Origin of the sequence: Paenibacillus nasutitermitis, assembly GCF_014641075.1 — a bacterium.
In the GTDB taxonomy this organism is placed as follows: domain Bacteria; phylum Bacillota; class Bacilli; order Paenibacillales; family Paenibacillaceae; genus Paenibacillus_Z; species Paenibacillus_Z nasutitermitis.
The window spans coordinates 1,243,939-1,261,880 of sequence record NZ_BMHP01000002.1; the positions used below are offsets into that span (position 1 = coordinate 1,243,939).

At 50.6% G+C, this 17,942-nt stretch carries 16 protein-coding genes; 2 read left to right on the forward strand and 14 right to left on the reverse strand.

Going from position 1 to position 17,942, the window contains the following annotated elements:
- Positions 1-4: 4 nt before the first annotated feature.
- The 6 genes from IEY46_RS15980 to IEY46_RS16005 all read right to left on the reverse strand — a co-directional run bounded on the left by IEY46_RS15980 (position 5) and on the right by IEY46_RS16005 (position 7,527).
- The gene (locus IEY46_RS15980; RefSeq protein WP_188992961.1) at positions 5-2,356 is read right to left on the reverse strand and encodes a glycoside hydrolase family 2 protein; all 2,352 of its coding nucleotides are present in this window, start codon (positions 2,354-2,356) and stop codon (positions 5-7) included.
- A 50-nt stretch (positions 2,357-2,406) separates the two neighbouring features.
- Positions 2,407-3,630 carry a cellulase family glycosylhydrolase gene (locus IEY46_RS15985; RefSeq protein WP_188992962.1) on the reverse strand — a complete coding sequence of 408 codons (1,224 nt, stop codon included), beginning with the start codon at positions 3,628-3,630 and terminating at the stop codon, positions 2,407-2,409.
- A gap of 81 nt (positions 3,631-3,711) precedes the next feature.
- A complete protein-coding gene (locus IEY46_RS15990; protein WP_188992963.1) occupies positions 3,712-4,542 on the reverse strand; it encodes a carbohydrate ABC transporter permease in 831 nt (276 codons plus the stop codon).
- Positions 4,543-4,547: 5 nt separating this feature from the next.
- Entirely contained in the window at positions 4,548-5,432 is an 885-nt protein-coding gene (locus tag IEY46_RS15995; protein ID WP_188992964.1) for a carbohydrate ABC transporter permease, read from the reverse strand.
- 3 nt (positions 5,433-5,435) lie between these two features.
- Positions 5,436-5,912: an Ig-like domain-containing protein gene (locus IEY46_RS16000; protein WP_188992965.1), complete on the reverse strand. Its 477-nt coding sequence runs from the start codon at positions 5,910-5,912 to the stop codon at positions 5,436-5,438.
- A gap of 58 nt (positions 5,913-5,970) precedes the next feature.
- Entirely contained in the window at positions 5,971-7,527 is a 1,557-nt protein-coding gene (locus IEY46_RS16005; protein WP_188992966.1) for an ABC transporter substrate-binding protein, read from the reverse strand.
- A 230-nt stretch (positions 7,528-7,757) separates the two neighbouring features.
- Between IEY46_RS16005 and IEY46_RS16010 the strand changes: the two genes are divergently transcribed.
- Positions 7,758-8,780, forward strand: a complete 1,023-nt coding sequence (locus tag IEY46_RS16010) for a LacI family DNA-binding transcriptional regulator (protein ID WP_188992967.1) — start codon at positions 7,758-7,760, stop codon at positions 8,778-8,780.
- A gap of 208 nt (positions 8,781-8,988) precedes the next feature.
- Here IEY46_RS16010 and IEY46_RS16015 read toward each other — a convergent pair whose 3' ends face one another.
- Entirely contained in the window at positions 8,989-9,846 is an 858-nt protein-coding gene (locus tag IEY46_RS16015) for an amidohydrolase family protein (protein ID WP_188992968.1), read from the reverse strand.
- A gap of 166 nt (positions 9,847-10,012) precedes the next feature.
- On the opposite strand from IEY46_RS16015, the gene IEY46_RS16020 reads away from it, so the two are divergent.
- A complete protein-coding gene (locus IEY46_RS16020) occupies positions 10,013-10,720 on the forward strand; it encodes a FadR/GntR family transcriptional regulator (protein ID WP_188992969.1) in 708 nt (235 codons plus the stop codon).
- A gap of 89 nt (positions 10,721-10,809) precedes the next feature.
- Here IEY46_RS16020 and IEY46_RS16025 read toward each other — a convergent pair whose 3' ends face one another.
- From IEY46_RS16025 to IEY46_RS16055, 7 genes are all read right to left on the reverse strand, one after another.
- The gene (locus IEY46_RS16025; RefSeq protein WP_188992970.1) at positions 10,810-11,655 is read right to left on the reverse strand and encodes a MurR/RpiR family transcriptional regulator; all 846 of its coding nucleotides are present in this window, start codon (positions 11,653-11,655) and stop codon (positions 10,810-10,812) included.
- Between the two features lie 152 nt (positions 11,656-11,807).
- Complete coding sequence (locus IEY46_RS16030) at positions 11,808-12,920, reverse strand: serine hydrolase domain-containing protein (RefSeq protein ID WP_229750318.1); 1,113 nt, start codon at positions 12,918-12,920, stop codon at positions 11,808-11,810.
- 105 nt (positions 12,921-13,025) lie between these two features.
- Positions 13,026-13,730 carry a PIG-L deacetylase family protein gene (locus IEY46_RS16035; RefSeq protein WP_188992971.1) on the reverse strand — a complete coding sequence of 235 codons (705 nt, stop codon included), beginning with the start codon at positions 13,728-13,730 and terminating at the stop codon, positions 13,026-13,028.
- Positions 13,731-13,766: 36 nt separating this feature from the next.
- Positions 13,767-14,579: a carbohydrate ABC transporter permease gene (locus IEY46_RS16040; protein ID WP_229750319.1), complete on the reverse strand. Its 813-nt coding sequence runs from the start codon at positions 14,577-14,579 to the stop codon at positions 13,767-13,769.
- 56 nt (positions 14,580-14,635) lie between these two features.
- Entirely contained in the window at positions 14,636-15,535 is a 900-nt protein-coding gene (locus tag IEY46_RS16045) for a carbohydrate ABC transporter permease (protein WP_188992973.1), read from the reverse strand.
- Between the two features lie 78 nt (positions 15,536-15,613).
- The gene (locus tag IEY46_RS16050; protein WP_188992974.1) at positions 15,614-16,930 is read right to left on the reverse strand and encodes an extracellular solute-binding protein; all 1,317 of its coding nucleotides are present in this window, start codon (positions 16,928-16,930) and stop codon (positions 15,614-15,616) included.
- A gap of 54 nt (positions 16,931-16,984) precedes the next feature.
- Positions 16,985-17,938 (reverse strand): GNAT family N-acetyltransferase, encoded by a 954-nt coding sequence (locus tag IEY46_RS16055; RefSeq protein ID WP_188992975.1) that lies wholly within the window; start codon positions 17,936-17,938, stop codon positions 16,985-16,987.
- Positions 17,939-17,942: the final 4 nt, after the last annotated feature.

Here is a 17,942-nt window from a genome sequence, read left to right on the forward strand (position 1 = left end):
TTTCTCAGGTTGCGTCGGTGCTCCCGCTGCTTTCCGCCTTTCCGTGATAGTCCAGACCGCTGTACCGCGCAAACTCAGCGGAGATCCCTGCCATTTTGCCCATCCACTTCTTATAGCCCGCAAGCGAGAATCCCGGGAAGCCTAGCAGATAATGATTGTGGAAGACCTGACCGTCTATTGTCCACTGAATAAAGAACATGCGCTGCTGGCTATGCGAAATGCGGATATGCCCTAGATTGATATTGTCATTGACAGCCGATTGGAACGATCCTTCCAGCAAGGTTTCGTCAGTGTCAGCATCCCAAATTCTGTAAGTCCCCTGCTTGCTCGTCAGGGAATCATTACCCAGCACAACCCGCACCTGCCAGTTATCCGGCTCATCGATCATAATACAGTGGTCCTGGTGGACTCTCTTCAAATAATGATAAGCCAGCTTCTTGCCGCCATAATAATCGACTACGGCGTCGGAAAATTGCGGCCAGCCGTCAATCATATTCCACCAGAGAATACCGGTCCTTCTCCATTTCCTGAGCCGTATCATTTCGACAAAGAACTTCTTTGCTTCGGCCTGGGAGAACTGCGATGCCAGAACAAAATCTCCGAGCTGCTCCGGCACTTCGCCGAACAGCTCCTTCACTTGATTCGCCATCAATCCGATCCGGTAGGACCACACACCGCCAAGTCCGATAGGATCCGAGCTGTGCAAGGCCCACTGCTCATTATTTTCCATTGGCCACAGATGCTCCGGTTCGATGAACTTCTCGATGGATTCAAGGTTCGGGCAGCCGTGGTAGCCGATTTCACTGACGAAATGCATCTTGCTTCCGGTGTAAAACCGGCTTTTGTAGTAATCGCGCGGCCCCCATAAATGCTCCTCGGGCAGCAGTGCCGGATTCTTGGTTTTCCAGAATTCAGGCGAGTAATAGGGAGAGCTGGGCAGATAAGGACGGTATGGATCGCATTGATACAAAACAGCCGGCAGGACTTCACGCGAAATCTTGTTACCATTGGGATCTATATGCCGGTTGAGGCTGAACTGATCAATTTCGTTATCGCCACACCAGAGCACCAGCGACGGATGGTTGCGGAGCTTGCGGACGATAAAACGGGCTTCCTCCCGAATCATCTCGTAGAACTGCTCCGTCTGCGGGTATAAGGCGCACGCCATGGAGAAATCCTGCCATACCATCAGACCTTCGCGGTCACAGCGCTCGAAGAACGCATGGTCTTCATATACGCTCCCGCCCCAGACGCGCACCATATTGCAATTCATGTCCACAAATAAATCCAGCATGGCCGGAATCCGGGCGGCATCCTTGCTGTGGAACATATCCGCCGGCACCCAGTTCGACCCTTTGCAGAAGATCGGCGTCCCATTAATAACAAACTTGAATTCGCCGGGTTCCTCATCGGAGGTGATTTCCGTTCGGATCAGCTCAAGCTTGCGGATACCGAAGCTATCGGTACGCTCTGCCAGCACCTTGCCATGCAGCAGCAGCTCGGTCCGCACCTCATAGAGATTGGCCGCTCCATAACCGCGCGGCCACCAAAGACAAGGCTCCTCCACCCTGAAATCATGCGCCCCCGCAGCAAAATTCACCCTTGTCTCCTGAACAAAAACAGCCGTGCCGCATGTTCCGGTGAAACGGAGGGTCATTTCCCGGAAATGTGCCGGATCAGCTGCAAGCTGATAGAAAATTCCGACCTCGGCACCTCGGCGGTCAGCATCCTTCGTATAGAAGTAAAGGTCCTTGATCCGGACCTCGTCATGCACGACGATCTCCACTTCGCGCCATAACCCGGCAGAAACCGCGCGGGGCATAATATCCCAGCCATAGCCATGCCCCGCTTTGCGCACCCACAGCTGGGACCAATTATAGCTCATGGCCGACATCGACGGATCATATTCATACTTAAGCGCTTCTAGAATAGGAGATTGCAGCCGGACATGCAGTGTGTTCATTCCTTCTTCCTTGAGCATTTCCGTCACGTCGAAGGTGTGCGCGATCAGCATATTTGCGGTGCTTCCCAGTTCTTGGCCGTTCAGCCAATAGGTCGCCATGCAGTCCACACCGTGAAAGACAAGCTCGGTCCGGCCTTTCTGCAGGGGCGCTTCAAACTCTTTGACATACCACCATTCATGGAGCTCATAATCCTGCAGCTGGCGGACGCCGCTTCCTGTATACGGGTCTGTGATTTCACCAGCCTCTTGCAGATCCAGCTCCACATTACCAGGCACACGGGCAGGGATCGCCTGCAGCGATGCGCCTTCCAATTCTCCGGGATGACGGACCTCTGCGGATTGCTGCGGGAAATAATAAAGCTTCCATTCTCCGTTTAAACTGATCTTCTCCAAGGTATCTCCTCCATACTCCATTCTCGATTGTAACCATCCTGTTGGAATGACTATCCTTTTTTCAAACGCTCATTCCATTCCTGCAAGGCTTGAAGCTGATAGGATCGTTCATTGTCTCCCGTGACATTCCAGTCCTTCTGTCCCCAGTAGTCATAGACCCATAGGGCCGATAAGGGAATATCCGCTTTGGCCAGGGAAGCCAACAGATCTTCGAACCGTTGTCGGGCAAGCTCATGATCGGTCACGCCGCCGTCTTCAACAGCCTCTCCGATGCCGAACTCCCCGACAAACAGCGGTTTTTTGGCTTTCCGGGCGATTTCCTGCATCAGGGATAATGCGGCATCGGCATCTTCCCCCTGGCCGAACCGCTTTTCCCCCCACAAATAATAATGAACCGACAGGATGTTCAGGGGATCAGGGTTTTCGCCAAGCAGAGCCTCGGCAAATTGCTCCTCCGTGTCCTGATTGAAGGTATGATTCTCTTTCTGATTCCATGCGCTCGGCCGGGGTATGCTGTTCCCGCTAATGATAATGCGCTGTTTATCGTATTTGCGGACTTCCTCGGCAAACATGCTCAAAGCCCGATTCACCATATCCCCGGTAAGATCATCCTGCTCCGAGCGGGAGCCCGCCGTACCCAGCTCGGGAACCACAGGCGGACGATTATCCGCCGCATTGGGCAGATCGATCTCCAGATTGTATTCGTTGCCGAACTCCCAGCCCCATATTGCAGGCGAATCCTTGTAGCGGGTGACCATTTCGCGGATATATTCCCGCATGAGCGCCGTCGTTTTGCTGTTTGGATCGCCCCAGGCATTTCGCGGCTCCTTCACCATGTCCGGCAGGGCAGAATGATACCAGAACAAAGAAGGGATCAAGCCGACCCCGCTTTCTTGTGCAGCCTTCACCACATCGTCCAGCAGGGAGAAATATTTCTCCTTATCCTCAAAATACAGCTTATAGTCATTGGGCCAATACCCCCCAGCCATAAAGCGGGCAAAAGGAATGCCGTATTTGCCCAGCATCTCCAAGCCGTACTGGTAGGATGAATCGCCGGGATCGGATAATGTGCGGGCAAACGCATTGAAATAATTAACGCCCGAGCCCTTGAAAGGTTTCCCTTCCCTGATCAGCGTCCCTTGTTCATCCACGCACAGCCCAGGCGAGCCTTCGCATACGGAAGGGCTGCCACCGTCTGAACAAGCGGTCAGGACTGTACTTAGCACAATCATAGCAGACATGACCCATCTGCTCCGTTTTCTGATTGGTTTCAAACGAGCCAACTCCCTTCGATCGCGAGGGGGCTTTTTTTAAGCAATCGGCATAGGCTGCTGCACTGGCTCCGTTAACCGTCGCTACAGCTTCATACCTGATGAAGTCAGCCCTTCCACATAATATTTGCTTGCAAACAAAAACAGCAGAATAAGCGGAATGGACGAAAGCACATAAGCGGAGAACAGCAGCGGGTAATCCGTCTGCGAGCCTTTGGTGCTTAGTTCCGTGGCAAAGTCCCGGAGGGCCAAGGTAATAATATAATTGCTTTTATCCGTCAGGATGATGGAGGGGCCCACCAGATCGTTCCAGATCCCCATCACCTGCATCACAGCAAGCGTGGCGAGAATGGCCAGCGATACCGGTACGGCTATCCGGAAATACAGCTGAAGATTGTTGCAGCCGTCGATTCTTCCCGCTTCGAAGAGTTCCTCCGGAATCGCTGCGAAGAAGCCTCTGAGCAGAAAAATACCGAAGATCGGCGCACTGAATATTCCCGGTAGAATCAGGCCCCAGAGTGAATCCAGAAGACCCAGGTCACGAATCAGCAGATACCAGGGGATAAGCCCCAGAATGCCGGGAACCATCATCAGCGCAATAATAAAGTAGAAGATATACTCCTTGCCGTAGAACTTCATCCGGGCAAACACGAATCCCCCCAGCGAGGATAGAAAAACACCTCCGACGGTTGTGAGACCGGCCACTGCAATGGTATTCCACAAGGCTCTGTCAATCCGCTCCCAGGCAGGCACAATATTGGAGAACCATAAGGGCAGCGAAGGAGAGAACGGATTGTACTGAAAGGTAAGACTGTCCTTGGTAAAACCGAAGATCAGAATCAGAATGGGATACAAGCTCATAAATAACAGCAGCATGATGACTGCGTTCAACATCAATTGGCTTTTGTTTGTCACCGTCCTCACCCCCTGTCCGATTGAATGTATTTCATGCTGATGACCGTAAACAGAAAAGCAAATACAAACAGCACAAGACCAATTGCACTGGCATATCCAAAGTTGTTATAAGTGAACGCTTGTTTGTACATATGATAGCCCGGCACCATGGAGGAATAACCCGGTCCCCCGTCTGTCAGCACAAGCTGCCGTCCGAAGTCCTGGAGACCGCCAATCATGCCTGTCACAATAAAAAACTTGATCTGGCCGGTAACCAGCGGGATATCGATATGAAGCACCCGTTTCCAGCCCGTCGCTCCCTCCAGCCGGGCGCTGTCCAGCACCTCTGTGGGAATATTCATAAGTCCCGACAAATAGATCAGCGGCGCAATACCGGCAGCCCATGGAAAGCCCAGGAAAAGCATGGCGTACAGTACGGTTTCGCTATCGCTCAGCCAGCCATGTTTCCAGGAGTCCAGCCCGACAAAATCCAGCAATGAGTTAATAAGCCCAATATTGGGATCATAGATAAAATTCCATACCAGCAGGCCGACAATCCCCGGCACAACCAGCGGAACCAGCAGCATGACCCGGTAGCTGTATTTTAATTTTTCATTCTTGACGAAGAAGATAAGCTCCGCCACGACAAGCGGCACGGTAACTCCGATTAATATCCCGCCAAACAGCAGAATCAGCATATTGGGGACCGAGGCAATCAGAACGTCATCCTGAGCCAGCTTGCTGAAATTATTAAGTCCAACAAAGGTCCATTGATCCGTCGCAGGAATCCATTCAAAAAAAGCCTGCGCAAGCCCGCGGATCGGCGGATAATAAGAGAAGATAAGCAGCCCCGTAAGGATGGGCGATAATAACATATAGGCCTGCAGGCTTTCCCGCATTTTCCGACTCATTTCTTACCCTCCCAGTTGAATGTGGGATTCTTTATCCTTTTGACCAGGCTGCATATCGGATTTCTCCGGTTCTACAACGGGAACATCAAAAAGAACTCTCTTCTTGATCCCGATTATTCGTCCCACCGAATCATCAGTTACCATAATTTCATTCGTTACCGCAGGCGAATAGGAGCCGACGCGATACGAATAATAGTCAATGCTTGCTTTACCCTCGGCATCCGTTTTCACCCGGCTGGCCTTCAACTGACCGTACCCCTTCATCCGCACCAGTCCCAGCTCATCGCCAGCGCGCGGCGAACCGTCGGGATTGGTCACAGTAATATGGAACGTGATTTGACTTTTTCCGTCCGCTACAAGCTCCTTGGGGTCCAGCTCCACCTCGACGACGATTTCCCGTTTATTCTCAATAAACCATATGCCGGTCAAGAGGCCGGCAAACAAAGCAACAATCAATAACAGGATCAGCTTCGTCTTCACCTCATGCACCTCGCAGGGAAGAAGGGGCGGATGCCCCTCCTTAGGTATAATAGGCCGTTTACCATTTGGAGGTATCGATCCCATCGGATTCAATCACTTTTTTGACGCCGTTGTCAAAAGCTTTCTGGATGTTCGCAAAAAATTCCTTGTCATCCATTTTGTTTGTAATCCAGGTCGTCACATTGCGGCGTATCGCGTCATTGGCTTCCGCATTGAACCAGACATTCATGCCCAGATTGATTTCCGGGAATACCGCCGTTTCGGTCTCCTGAATGGCATCGAATACGGGCAACGAAGCTGCTCCCTGAACCGTAGGACGGCCGGCGGGAATCTCGTTCACCATATATTCGTTTACATCCACCTTGGTCAAATAATGCAGAAACTTGACCGCAGCATCCGTTGAGCCTTTCTTCTCGACGGTAGGCTTGACAATCGCGAGATTGAACATCGCCTGCATGTTTTTAGGGAAACCTTTCTCCTTCGGATAATCGGATGCATAAGGAGTGGAATCGGAGCCCAGGACAGGAATGGGAAATACTCCCCAACGGAAAGTCCGCTTCGTATCGCTCAGTTCCTCGGACAGCTCCCACATTCCGCCTTCGCGGATGGCTGCTTTTCCTTCGCGCCACAGCGGCTTCATATCCTGGGTGGCCCAGCCCTGCGGCCATGTTTGGGCAAATGCCTTATACTGCTTCCATACCTCCTGGACCTCCGGTTTATCCTGCGAGATAATCCCTTTGTTGATCGCGCGGATAAATTCGTCGCCCTTCATATCGCCAGGAGACTGCGCACCTGTGTAGTTGAAATCATTGATAAACTTGTTGGTAAGAACCGGAACCGAAACCGAGCCGAGCTGCCACATAGTTGGCCCTTTATTCTCAACGGATGGAATAATGGGGACGTAGCCGGCTTCCTTGATGGCAGTCGCCGCATCAACCAGCTGCTTCCAGGTCTTGGGGACCGGCAGGTTCAGCTTCTCAAAAATATCGATATTATAATAGAACGTGGTGGAAGCCCCTGCTGCCTGCATGATCGGGATCGTGTAACGGGAGCCGTTATTGAACTTCTGGATCAGCTCATGATTCGTGAAGGTATCGATCCATTTGGTTGTCTCGTCGAAATAAGGATTGGGCTGATCCATAAAAGAATCTACTGGTAATAGCCAGCCTTTCTCTGCCCATCCTTGCGGCTGGTCAGTCGGCCATGCGATGTCCGGTGCGTCGCCCGAGGCGATCTTGGTTGTCATCCAGGTTAAATATTCGTCCTGGGAGGACGAAGGCGCTTTCACAACCTCGACTTTAATGCTGGGATTTTCCTTTTGAAAATCCTCAATGATTTTGTCCAGCGCCACTCTTGGCGTCGGAGTCGCTTCCGTTGGCGTTTTATCCTCAGTCGGCGTGAAGATTTGGGTGGTGATTCTCAGATTGACCGGTTTCTGATCATTGGGTTCATTCCCCCCATTGTCCGCAGCGTTCCCGTTAACCGCCGGTTTATTTGCTCCCGCCTTCTGATTGTCATCCGTCTTCTCATTGTTTGCGCATCCAGCCAAAGCAAGGGCAGTCACAATTGACAGACAGCATAAGACCCACAACTTTTTTTCCCATTTCTTTCTCACAGCTTAACCCCTTCCGAATCGAAATGATTAATTACGAGTTAATATTATGTCTACAAATTTAATTTGTCAATCATTTTTTAGTTAATTTTTTAACCTGATATTAATCTCCCATTATTATTAACCATATACATCTAGCTAGATTAAAAAGGCATTCATCATTCATTAATTTATTGATTTTTTTTAATTAAATTGTTAACATATATATAAATTACAGAAGTTGAGGGGTATGTATGTCCAAAAAAATCACGCTTGATGATATATCCAAACAGCTGGGCTTATCGACTGCCGCCGTTTCCAAAGCTTTGCGGGGTCTTGACGGAATAAGCGAGGAGACAAGGAAACTGGTCATCGACACTGCAAAAAGGCTTAAATACAAATCCTTTGCGGAACTGCCTGCGGAAACAAAAAACGTAACGGGAAAAGTGATGTTCCTTGTAGATCATCGGGTTATAACGGAGCCGCATACGATGGCCTCATACTTCTACATGGACAAAGCCTTTAAGGAATACGGGATGCAGGTTACGCTCCAGGTGCTGCCTTCAAACGATGATGAGCTGCTGGTTGAACCCCTTCTCCGCGATCCGGACATCATCGCCCATTTCATGTTCGGCAGAACTTCCGCCCACATTGCCGAGCTGCTGGGAAAAGCCAATAAGCCCTTAATCATCATTGATCATTTCTTTCCTTATTCCAATATCGATTCGGTTATGGTGGATGATTATTACGGCGCCTTCCTGGCCGTCAAGCATTTTGTGAACAACGGTCATGTGCGGATCGGTTTCATCGGGGACAACAAGCTATCCCCCGGATTTCATGCCCGCTACCGGGGTTTTTGCGATGCTTTGGATTATTGGGGTCTGGACCTGCATCCGGAGTTTATGTACGATATCCGGTTTGTGAACGCATATGGGGATATCCGCTTCAATATTCTGCAGGAGAAACTGGATTTCAAGCATTTGCCGACTGCGTTCTTCTGTGCCAATGATCCGATTGCCTTCGTTCTGAACAATGCTTTGATCGCCGAAGGCATACAGATTCCCGATGAAGTGTCGATCATCGGCTTTGACAATCTCGATTCCTGCCAGTGGCAGTCTCCGCCGCTGACCTCTCTTAACTACCCGAGAGAACAAATTGCCGTTCAGACGCTCAATTTGCTGCTCTGGCGAATGGAGAATCCCGGTGAACCCTGCAATAAAATATTGATTCAACCGGATTTGGTGAAGAGGCAGTCCGTTTCCATTGCCAAAAAATAATGGTCGAACGCCATCATACGACGCCACACCGCGCCAGGAGATGCGCGGGGCAGTGTCTACAAAAGACGGCTTTAACCCGGATTATCCTGTTAGCCCGACCCAATTTTGGCAACAACAAACAGCCAACCGACTCGCCGGAATGATCCGGTTTGCCGGTTGGCTGTATGACTTGGATGGGCAATACAATTTGAATAAGCGGCAACAGCGGTTACAAGTTATAGAAGGATACAGCTGTCCCGCCCAGAATTGCCTCGATCTCGCCCTGCGAGCGACCCTGCAGGGCTTTATTGGTCTCCAGCCATACCCTGCCGTAATCGCCTGCCAGATTCGCCACCGGCCAGTCGCTGCCGAACATTAAACGGTCTGCCCCGAAATGGTTAATCGCATAATCGATGTAGGGTTTAATATCGGCTGCCGACCAGTTGTCCGGCGCGGCGGTATTAAGGCCGGATACCTTGGCATAAACCTGCGGATAAGCAGCTGCGGCTTTGAGCTGGCCGGCCCATGGCTCCATCTGCCGCTCTTTAATCCGCGGCTTCGCCAGATGATCGATGACCATTCTCAGGTCAGGCACCTTCTCCGCGAGCGTAGGCACATGCTTCAGATGATCGGGAAAAACAGCTACAACATCGAAGGTCAAACCAAAGCCTGCCAGCACCTTCAGCCCTTCAATAACCGAATCCTGAACGACCCAATCGGGATCCTTCTCTTCATGAATTAGATGGCGAACGCCTTTGAATAAAGGATTCCTGCTATATTGCTCCAGCTTTTTCGCAGCTTCTTCCGGCCTGTCCAGCGGGACCCAGCCGACAACCCCAGCCACCCATTCATAGCGGGATGCCGTGTGCAGCATATAATCGGTATCTTCATAAGAGTTCATGGCCTGAACGATAACGGTCCCGTCCATACCTGCGGCCTGGAGCAGGGGTTCAAGCTCCGGCGCTTCAATCGTCCGGTAAATGGTTCCAAAATCGGGGGTCAGCCAGGGATAGGCCACTTTGTCCAAATTCCAAAAATGCTGGTGCGCGTCGATTCTCGGTTTCGACTGATCCGGGAGAGCTTCCATCGTTATCATCGCTCCTCTTGTCCATAGATTCACCGCATGCAAGTTATGATTTAACGGTACTACCAGAGAACCGTAAGTTGACCTTATCATACGTTCTTGTGGCGTTCAATAAAATTCTGTATAGTAGGCAACATAACAGATCTGCAACGTTATCGGAGGCTATTATATGTTTGAAGTCATTCCCGTCAAGAAAGTTACGGTTACCGAACAAATTATGGAGCAAATCGCCGGCTTGATCACTTCCGGCCAACTTCGTCCAGGCGAGCAGCTGCCTAATGAAAGGGATCTAGCCGAGAAATTCAAGGTAACGCGGGGACGTGTGCGGGAAGCGCTGCGGGCTTTATCCCTGGTCGGACTGATTACCATCAAAGCGGGAGAAGGAAGCTTCGTCAACGAGCAGATGGTCCCGCTCCCTGCAGAAACGATTATCTGGCTGTTCCACAGCGAAATTCATAACCTCGATGAAGTTTACGCCGCCAGGCAGCTTATCGAATCCGAGGTGTACCTGTCCGCCGCCGCCCGCGCGACTGAAGAAGATTTCACCTATCTGCAGGGGCTTCTGAAAACCCTCGCCAAATCGGCGAAAAAATCCGAGCCCGCTGCTTTTCTAGACGGGCTGGATACCTTTGACCTGTATATGGGTGATATTTCCGGCAACCGCATCTACGCCAAGCTGATGCAGACGATCGTCCATCTGCGCCGGGAAACGAGCCTGCGTCTGCTGCGGGTTCCCGGGGCCATCGAGAATAGCGTGGAGATGCGCTCCGCCCTGCTGAAATCCGTCAAAACCGGAGATATGGCGTTAGTAAAGGAATCCATCGAAGCTTTCTTCCAAAATTCCCGCCGCTTCTATGATAATATTATTGCGAAATAGAGTCATACAAGCCCCGGATCAGCTCATCAGGTGCCATCGTCTATACTAAGCAAAAAAAGGGGCACGTCTGTGCCCCTTTCGCCTGAATCTTATTTGCCTTTTAATTCATTTACTGTCTCCCGGCTTTGCTTCAGGTATTTAGCCGACTCCTCGTAATCGATGCTCGCCACGCCGAGATACAAGATGTCGATGACGTTCAGCTGGGTAATCCGCGAAGACATCGCCCCGATCCGGATCTCGTTCTCCGTCGACGTGATATACAGCGGGATATCCGCCTCCGTGCTGACACGGGAGTGCCCATATTTCGTGATGCTGATCGTTATCGCACCAAGCTCCCTGGCTTTCTTCAGACAAGAAGCCACATGGGCGGTCTCCCCGGAATATGAGATCCCCACCGCCACATCCCGCTCTGTTATGGTAACGAGCGAAGTTAATTGCAGATGGGTATCCGAGAACGAGAAGCCGGGCTTGTTTATCCGCATGAATTTATTCTGGGCATCCTGTGCAATCAGATTCGATGCACCTACCCCATAATAAAAAATGCTCTTGGCGCTGTGCAGCGCCTCGATCGCTTTGGCCACCATGGAGACATCCAATATTTTCAACGTATCGCGTATGGACTGAATATTATTGTTGGATACATTCTGTACGATTGTCGCTATGGAATCCTGCGGCCTTATCTCCTGATAACCTTGAACGGCTTCTTCCCGCATGTCGCCCGCTACTTTCAGCATCAGTTCCTGATAGCTTTTAAGCCCCATCGATTTGCACAATCGGATCACAGCCGCTTTGCTGCCGCCGCTTTCCTCCGCCAGATGGGCGATCGACATGCCGATCATCCGGTCGGGATAATTCAGAACAAATTTGGCTACCTTCTGCTCCGACGGAGTCAAATCGTTTATGATTTCCCTGAGTCTAACCAGCCCTCCGTTCAAACGCATACCTCCACAACTATTTTGTTACCCCTGAATCAATTTCATAATTAGGTAAAATCTCTTTATGAAATTGATTCCCCTTTATTAAAATTCCCGATGATCCATTATACTGGAATACAAACCCATAGATAAAGAGGCTATTTTCAAAAAAATTAACGGTCGATGATGGATGCTGCGACCGCGTTGTGAAACACATCCCGAATCCGGTAGATATCCCTGTCCCGGCCAAAATGAACCCGGTTCGTAAGCAGCACGATCGTGATCCGGTTGTCCGGATCCACGTATATGCTGGTACCGGTGAAGCCGGTGTGGCCATAGCTCGCGGCGGACAGCAGATCCCCCGATGCATCGAAGTTGTCTCCTTTCAAGGCCCAACCCAGACCGCGGCTGCCTCCGCAAGCCGCAACCGTATGATTGCGTACAGCCAGCCCAATCGCGGCAGGCGACAGAATCCGCCGCCCCTCAATTACGCCCCCGCCGAGCCACATGGTTGCATACCGCGACAGGTCAGAGGCGGTGGCGAACAATCCGGCATGACCGCTCACGCCTCCCATTGCATAGGCATTCTCATCGTGAACATCACCCCAACGCGGACCCTTCTCGTAAGGATACCATTCCGTTGCGGCAATACGCCAGCGCAGTGCGGCAGGCGGACAGAACTGCGTATCCGTCATCCCCAGAGGGATTAGCAAACGGTCTGCCGCAATCCGGGATAGAGGTCCCTCATAGAGCAAGGACGCAATATGACCAAGCACAATATAGCCCATATCACTGTAGGCCACCTGCTTTCCCGGCGGATTTTCCAGGGGTTGGGAAAGGACAAAGTCGATGATGGCATCCAGGTCCCACCCATGGGAATGCATATCGGTGAAAGGAATAAGCCCTGACGTGTGCGTGAGCAGATGCCGGATCGTAACATCCGATTTCCCGGCCTGCGAGAACTGTGGCAGAAAACGGATGACCGGATCGTCCAGCCTTATCCTTCCTTCCTCCAGCAGCATCAGAATCAAGGGCAAGGTGACGACGATTTTCGTCAGGGATGCACAATCATAGAGCGTATCCGGCCTGACCGGTATAGGACCTGCTGCTCCGGTAACCGCTTCACCCGCTGTATACGAGACAAACTGCCCGTTTCTGCCGATTGAAGCAACTGCGCCCGGAATAACGCCGGCTGCAATTCCCTCATCCAGAAGAGCAAACGCCCTGCGGATACGGGCATCGTCCAGGCCCATTGCGCTGCATTGGCCGATTCCTTCAATTCGCACGATTACCTCCCCCCTTATCATGCCCTCCCGATCCCGCGCCAAGGAGACAGCCTATGGCTGCCTCCTGCAAGTTCTGGAGCATAAGCTCATGTCTGTTTGCTGCCATTACATAAAGTACTGGAGACGCTGATGAACGCCGCCTGGTCCAACCGCAAAGGCTTGGGCGCGTTTAAACCCGTTGACGATCCCGCGGACAACAGTCAGCGCTTTGTAGTAATCGATATAAGGGAAGCCGGTCTCTCCGCGGGCAAACGCATAGCAGTGCAAGCCTTTGACCCAAAGCTCGAAAGCTTCCTCGGGGATATCGATGAATACCTCAGGGTTAAAGCCATACATGTCTTCCCAATTCTCGGAATAATACATTCTTTTGATCCGGTGGTTCGGAAGGTCCCGATTGATCGCTTCGAGTGCGGCATACAACCTCGCATCATTGACAATATGATGCGTGTTCGAATGATCCTTGTGCATACTGCCGGACCAGTGTGTGACGACGATCTCGGGCTTCAGCTCGCGGATAATATCGGCAACCTCGTATTTAACCGTTTCATCGACAGGAAGCTCTGCGTCCTTATAGCTCAGGAAACGGACATCTGCGCCGATAACATCGGCAAACTGATGGGCTTCTTCCGTTTTCTGCTTGGCATACTCCTCGGCGGAAAGCAGGGGATGGCCTTTCTCCCCCGGTGTCAGATGCAGCATCGTGACCTTATGGCCTTCCATTACATATTTGGCCAGAACAGCTCCTGCTGTCAAGTCCTGATCCCCTGCGTGCGCGCCAATAGCCAGAATATGCTGTTTCGTGTTACTCATTTGACATCTCTCCTGTCTTTTAGTGGAATCCTACTGTCACTTCAGTCCTACATTCGTTAATCCGCGTACATAATATTTCTGCAAAAGGATGAAGATCAATAGAATAGGCACGGTGCTGATGACAAGTCCCGCCATCACAAGAGGCTGCGTAAGCGTCGGATCGAGGTTCGATTTCAACGTTTGGATTCCGACCGGCAAAGTCGCCAAATCCGGGTTGATAGAGCTGAGAAGAAGCGCCCATATGAATTCATTCCAGGAACCGATGAACTCAAAGATGGCCAATGTGGCCAGTGCCGGCACCGTCATGGGAAGAATGAGCTGGGCAAAAATCCTCAGCTCTGACGCCCCGTCTACCCTCGCTGCTTCCAGATAGGCGTCGTTGATTGTCATGATGAACTGGCGCATCAGGAAAATACCAAAGGCACTGACCATGGACGGAACGACTAGTCCAAACACCGTTGTTGCCAAGCCTCCGTTGCCTCCGTTGCCGAATATATCGTTGCCGCCTGCCATCGGAAAATGCACAATAATATAAAAATTCGGAATCAAGAACAGAAACCCAGGGAACATCATCGTACTAAGAATAAATCGGAAGATGATGGCCTTGCCGCGAAACCGCAGCTTGGCCAGCGCATAACCGGACATTGAACTCGTTAACAGCACCAGTATCGTCAAGATGACGGAGCGGGTCAGACTGTTCCTGAATAATACGAGCATATTCAAGTTGTTAAACGCGGTCCGGTAATTCTCCCATTGAAACGAATCTGGAAATAAACTGTACTTCATTTTGCTGTATTCGGCGACGCCCTTAAAGGAAGAGAAAAACATATCCAGAAAGGGAAATATCATAATAATGCTTCCTAAAATGATTACGAGGTAAGAGAACCAAGGAAATTTTTTCGGTTTCATTGATATCCCTCAACCCCTCCCTTTTTAAATGCAAACAACTGAATCATCGTGATAATGAAAATCACAACAAACAATAGGACTGCCATGGCACAGGCCATACCCCAGTTACCGAATGAAAACGCCTGATTATACATCGCGAGCCCTCCGACATTGGTTGAATTGCCCGGTCCACCGGTTTTCGTCATGACCAGAATCAAGGTGAACGACTGCAACCCGCCTATAAACGATGTGATGAGTACGAATAGAATGGACGGCTTGAGCAATGGCAGCGTGATCGTCATAAATGTCTTCCCCAGACCAGCGCCTTCCATATCAGCGGCTTCGTACAAATCTTCCGGGATCGCTTTGAGCCCCGCCGTCAAAATCAGCATGGAACTGCCTATACCGAGCCAGCCGCCAACGATAATCAAAGCGCTCAGGGCGATATCAGGCCGGTCCATGAACGGGATAGGATGATAGCCGAGCTTGCCGATGATATCGTTTATAAGACCGCTAGTCGGATCATACATGTAGCTCCAGACGTTCCCGACTGCGACGACCGTTGTTACGGAAGGCAGGAAATAAAGCGTCCGCCAAAAGCCTTCGTGCTTCAGTCGGGATATGGTATAAGCAACGGCAAGTGCACAGATAAAGGAAATCGCGACGGTGCCGAAAGCAAAATACAGGGTGTTCGTTAAAATAGGATGAAAAAAATCAGTTTCGCCGGAAAAGAGCTTTTGATAATTATTCAGGCCGACCCACTTGATATCGCCTAAATCGAAGCCTCCCCATTCCGTAAAACTCAAATAGATGGAAAAGAAAAGCGGAATGGTGAAAAACAGGATATAAAAAGCAAAAGTAGGCGAAAGAAAGGCATAAGCCAATGAACCTTGGCTGCTTAACTTGTTAGATTTCATAGGTTACCTCACTTTGCTTAGAAAGGTAGATTGATGGATATGGGCATGCCGCTTCCTACCCGGGATCTTAAGCATAAGCTAATTGCTCTCGGCTAATTTCTTCGTGACCACGCTTTGAATCGCGCTGATCATTTGATCCGGTGTTTCCTGGCCCGTCCACATTTTTTCGATTTCTTTGAACTGCAGATCGAACAGCTCGGTAGCTGCTACAGGCGCTTGTTCCGGATGGGCATAAAACATAATTTCATTAAACTTCGCGAGAATCGGATCGGTCGCCAGTTTGTCTTTAATGACTTTCGTCTCTTGGTCCGATTTACGCGATGAAACCTGGTTGAAGGTGTCCAGCAGGAACTTGCCTTCAGGCGTAAGCCCGTCATAAACCGGTTCTGTGTTAAACCAGGTAAGGAATTTCCAAGCGGCTTCTTTGTTTTTCGATTTTTCGCTGACACCCCATGAGAATGTGTATGTCAGTGAGCCTTTTCCTGTGCCATCCATCGAAGGCAGATCGGTTACGGCAATATCTTTGAAATTATCGCCCATTTTAGCTCGGAGCGAACCTGAATACCATCCGGCGTGAATCATCATGCCCAGTTTGCCCTCTGACATGGCCTTTCCTGCAACAAACCCAATATCCGATGTGCCTCCTTTTCCATAAATTTTGCTGTAAACGTCAACCAGCTTTTTGGAGGCGTCGCTGTCAATCATTGATTTCGTCATATCTTCCGAATATAAGTTAACACCAGCTGTCGAGAGTAGAGCCGCAAATGGCTTGACTTCATCCGTCGCTGCACCTCTGGCCAAGCCCAAACCTTGCTGAATAGGCTTGCCACTGGCATCGTTTTTGTTTAATTTTACCGCTACTTCCAACATCTCATCCCAAGTTTTAGGAGGCTCTGCGATGCCTGCTTCTTCGAAGAGACGTTTGTTATAGAAAAATCCGTAAGTTTGCACTTCGGTTGGCCATCCCAACAGTTTCCCATCAAAGTAGGAACCTTGTTTGGCTCCATCCGGATACTGCGCTTCCACATCGGCTTTCACGGATTCCGGTGCTTCGGCAAGCATTTTGTTTTTCTGCAGTTGACCTGACCAAAGCGTATAGAAATGAAGGATGTCTGCGCCTTTTCCTGCCGTCGATTTTGCCATGATCGTCGGTACCAAATTTTCGAAATCGACTGGATCCAGTTTCACTTGAATGAGTGGGTTTTCCTTATTCCATTTGTCGATGATCGGCTTCAAAAATGTCTCGTTCGTCCCGTTATAATGGGATTGCAGCGTGATGGTGACAGGTTTGTCGCTTGTATCGTTACCTGTTGAGTTACTGCATGCGGCAATGCTCATGGCCAATAGCCCGAATGCCAGAGGCATCAAAACCACCCGTTTAACGTTCCTTTTCATTAAAACCCCTCCAAGTTAAAATATATTCCTGCAAACCGTTTGTTGCTTTGAAACTCAAAGACTGGTCGATACGATCTCAAAACTGCGTGTGACCTCAAAGCCGGTCTTCTTGTACAGCTGACCTGCAGGACTTTGCTCGCCTGTCCATAGAAACCAGGCGCCATGCATGCCATGTGACCGCATAAGCTGCAGACAATCAAACAGCAATATTTTGCCGATCCCCCTCCCTCGCTGACCTGGGTCGACGCCGAAGGGCCCGAATCGTTCGCGGACGCCCTCATAACCGCCATGCAGACAAAACCCGACCAACTCCCCTTGGTGTCTGGCAATGAGGATTTGGGTCATTTTAAGCTGTTGGAGCAGACCTTCCCGGATCGCCCGCCCCCAATCAGGATTGAACTCATTCGTCGCGAATTGAATCACCTCATACAGGTCGCTGTCCGCTGCGACGGCAAACGAGTAGCCTTCCTGGATACGCTGCTCTTTCAGCTGCTGAACATCGTCGGGATATTCAAAGCCGACAAGCGAATAGTCCATCGCAACCGAAGTATACATCCGCTGAAAACCGCGTTTTTCCAGAAAAGCCGATCCCGCAGGATAAGCATCCTTATCGATCCCCGGCACAATATAGTTGGGGGCATAGCCAGAGAATAGCAGCCTGTCCCGTTTGTGTGCCCGCAGAAAAGCCTTGGCGTCCTCAAGCAGACGAGTGGCGATTCCCTGTCCGCGGAAAACCGGATCAACAAAGAAGAACGGCGACCAGCCCCTGTCGTCTTCCAGTTCGGTGCCATGCATCGGAAGCAGCCTGCGGATCGTATAGAAACAGCCTACAATCCGCTCCTGCGAACTAGCGATCCGCAGCCCTTCGGGATCAAAATTCGGGTCAAGCAGAACAAGATTCCGCAGCCGCAGCGCCGTAATGGGGTCGCGGGTTAAACACCGGTTCCACAAGATAACCAATTGTTCTTCATCTCCCGGAACATAATACCGGTAGTCAAGCTCTGGCATTTCG

Excerpts from the sequence above, each read along its gene's own strand:
- IEY46_RS15995 (WP_188992964.1), bottom strand. The coding sequence starts at position 5,432 with ATGAGTCGGAAAATGCGGGAAAGCCTGCAGGCCTATATGTTATTATCG.
- IEY46_RS16010 (WP_188992967.1), top strand. The coding sequence starts at position 7,758 with ATGTCCAAAAAAATCACGCTTGATGATATATCCAAACAGCTGGGCTTA.
- IEY46_RS16015 (WP_188992968.1), bottom strand. The coding sequence starts at position 9,846 with ATGGAAGCTCTCCCGGATCAGTCGAAACCGAGAATCGACGCGCACCAG.
- IEY46_RS16020 (WP_188992969.1), top strand. The coding sequence starts at position 10,013 with ATGTTTGAAGTCATTCCCGTCAAGAAAGTTACGGTTACCGAACAAATT.
- IEY46_RS16035 (WP_188992971.1), bottom strand. The coding sequence starts at position 13,730 with ATGAGTAACACGAAACAGCATATTCTGGCTATTGGCGCGCACGCAGGG.
- IEY46_RS16040 (WP_229750319.1), bottom strand. The coding sequence starts at position 14,579 with ATGATATTTCCCTTTCTGGATATGTTTTTCTCTTCCTTTAAGGGCGTC.
- IEY46_RS16045 (WP_188992973.1), bottom strand. The coding sequence starts at position 15,535 with ATGAAATCTAACAAGTTAAGCAGCCAAGGTTCATTGGCTTATGCCTTT.
- IEY46_RS16050 (WP_188992974.1), bottom strand. The coding sequence starts at position 16,930 with ATGAAAAGGAACGTTAAACGGGTGGTTTTGATGCCTCTGGCATTCGGG.
- IEY46_RS16055 (WP_188992975.1), bottom strand. The coding sequence starts at position 17,938 with ATGCCAGAGCTTGACTACCGGTATTATGTTCCGGGAGATGAAGAACAA.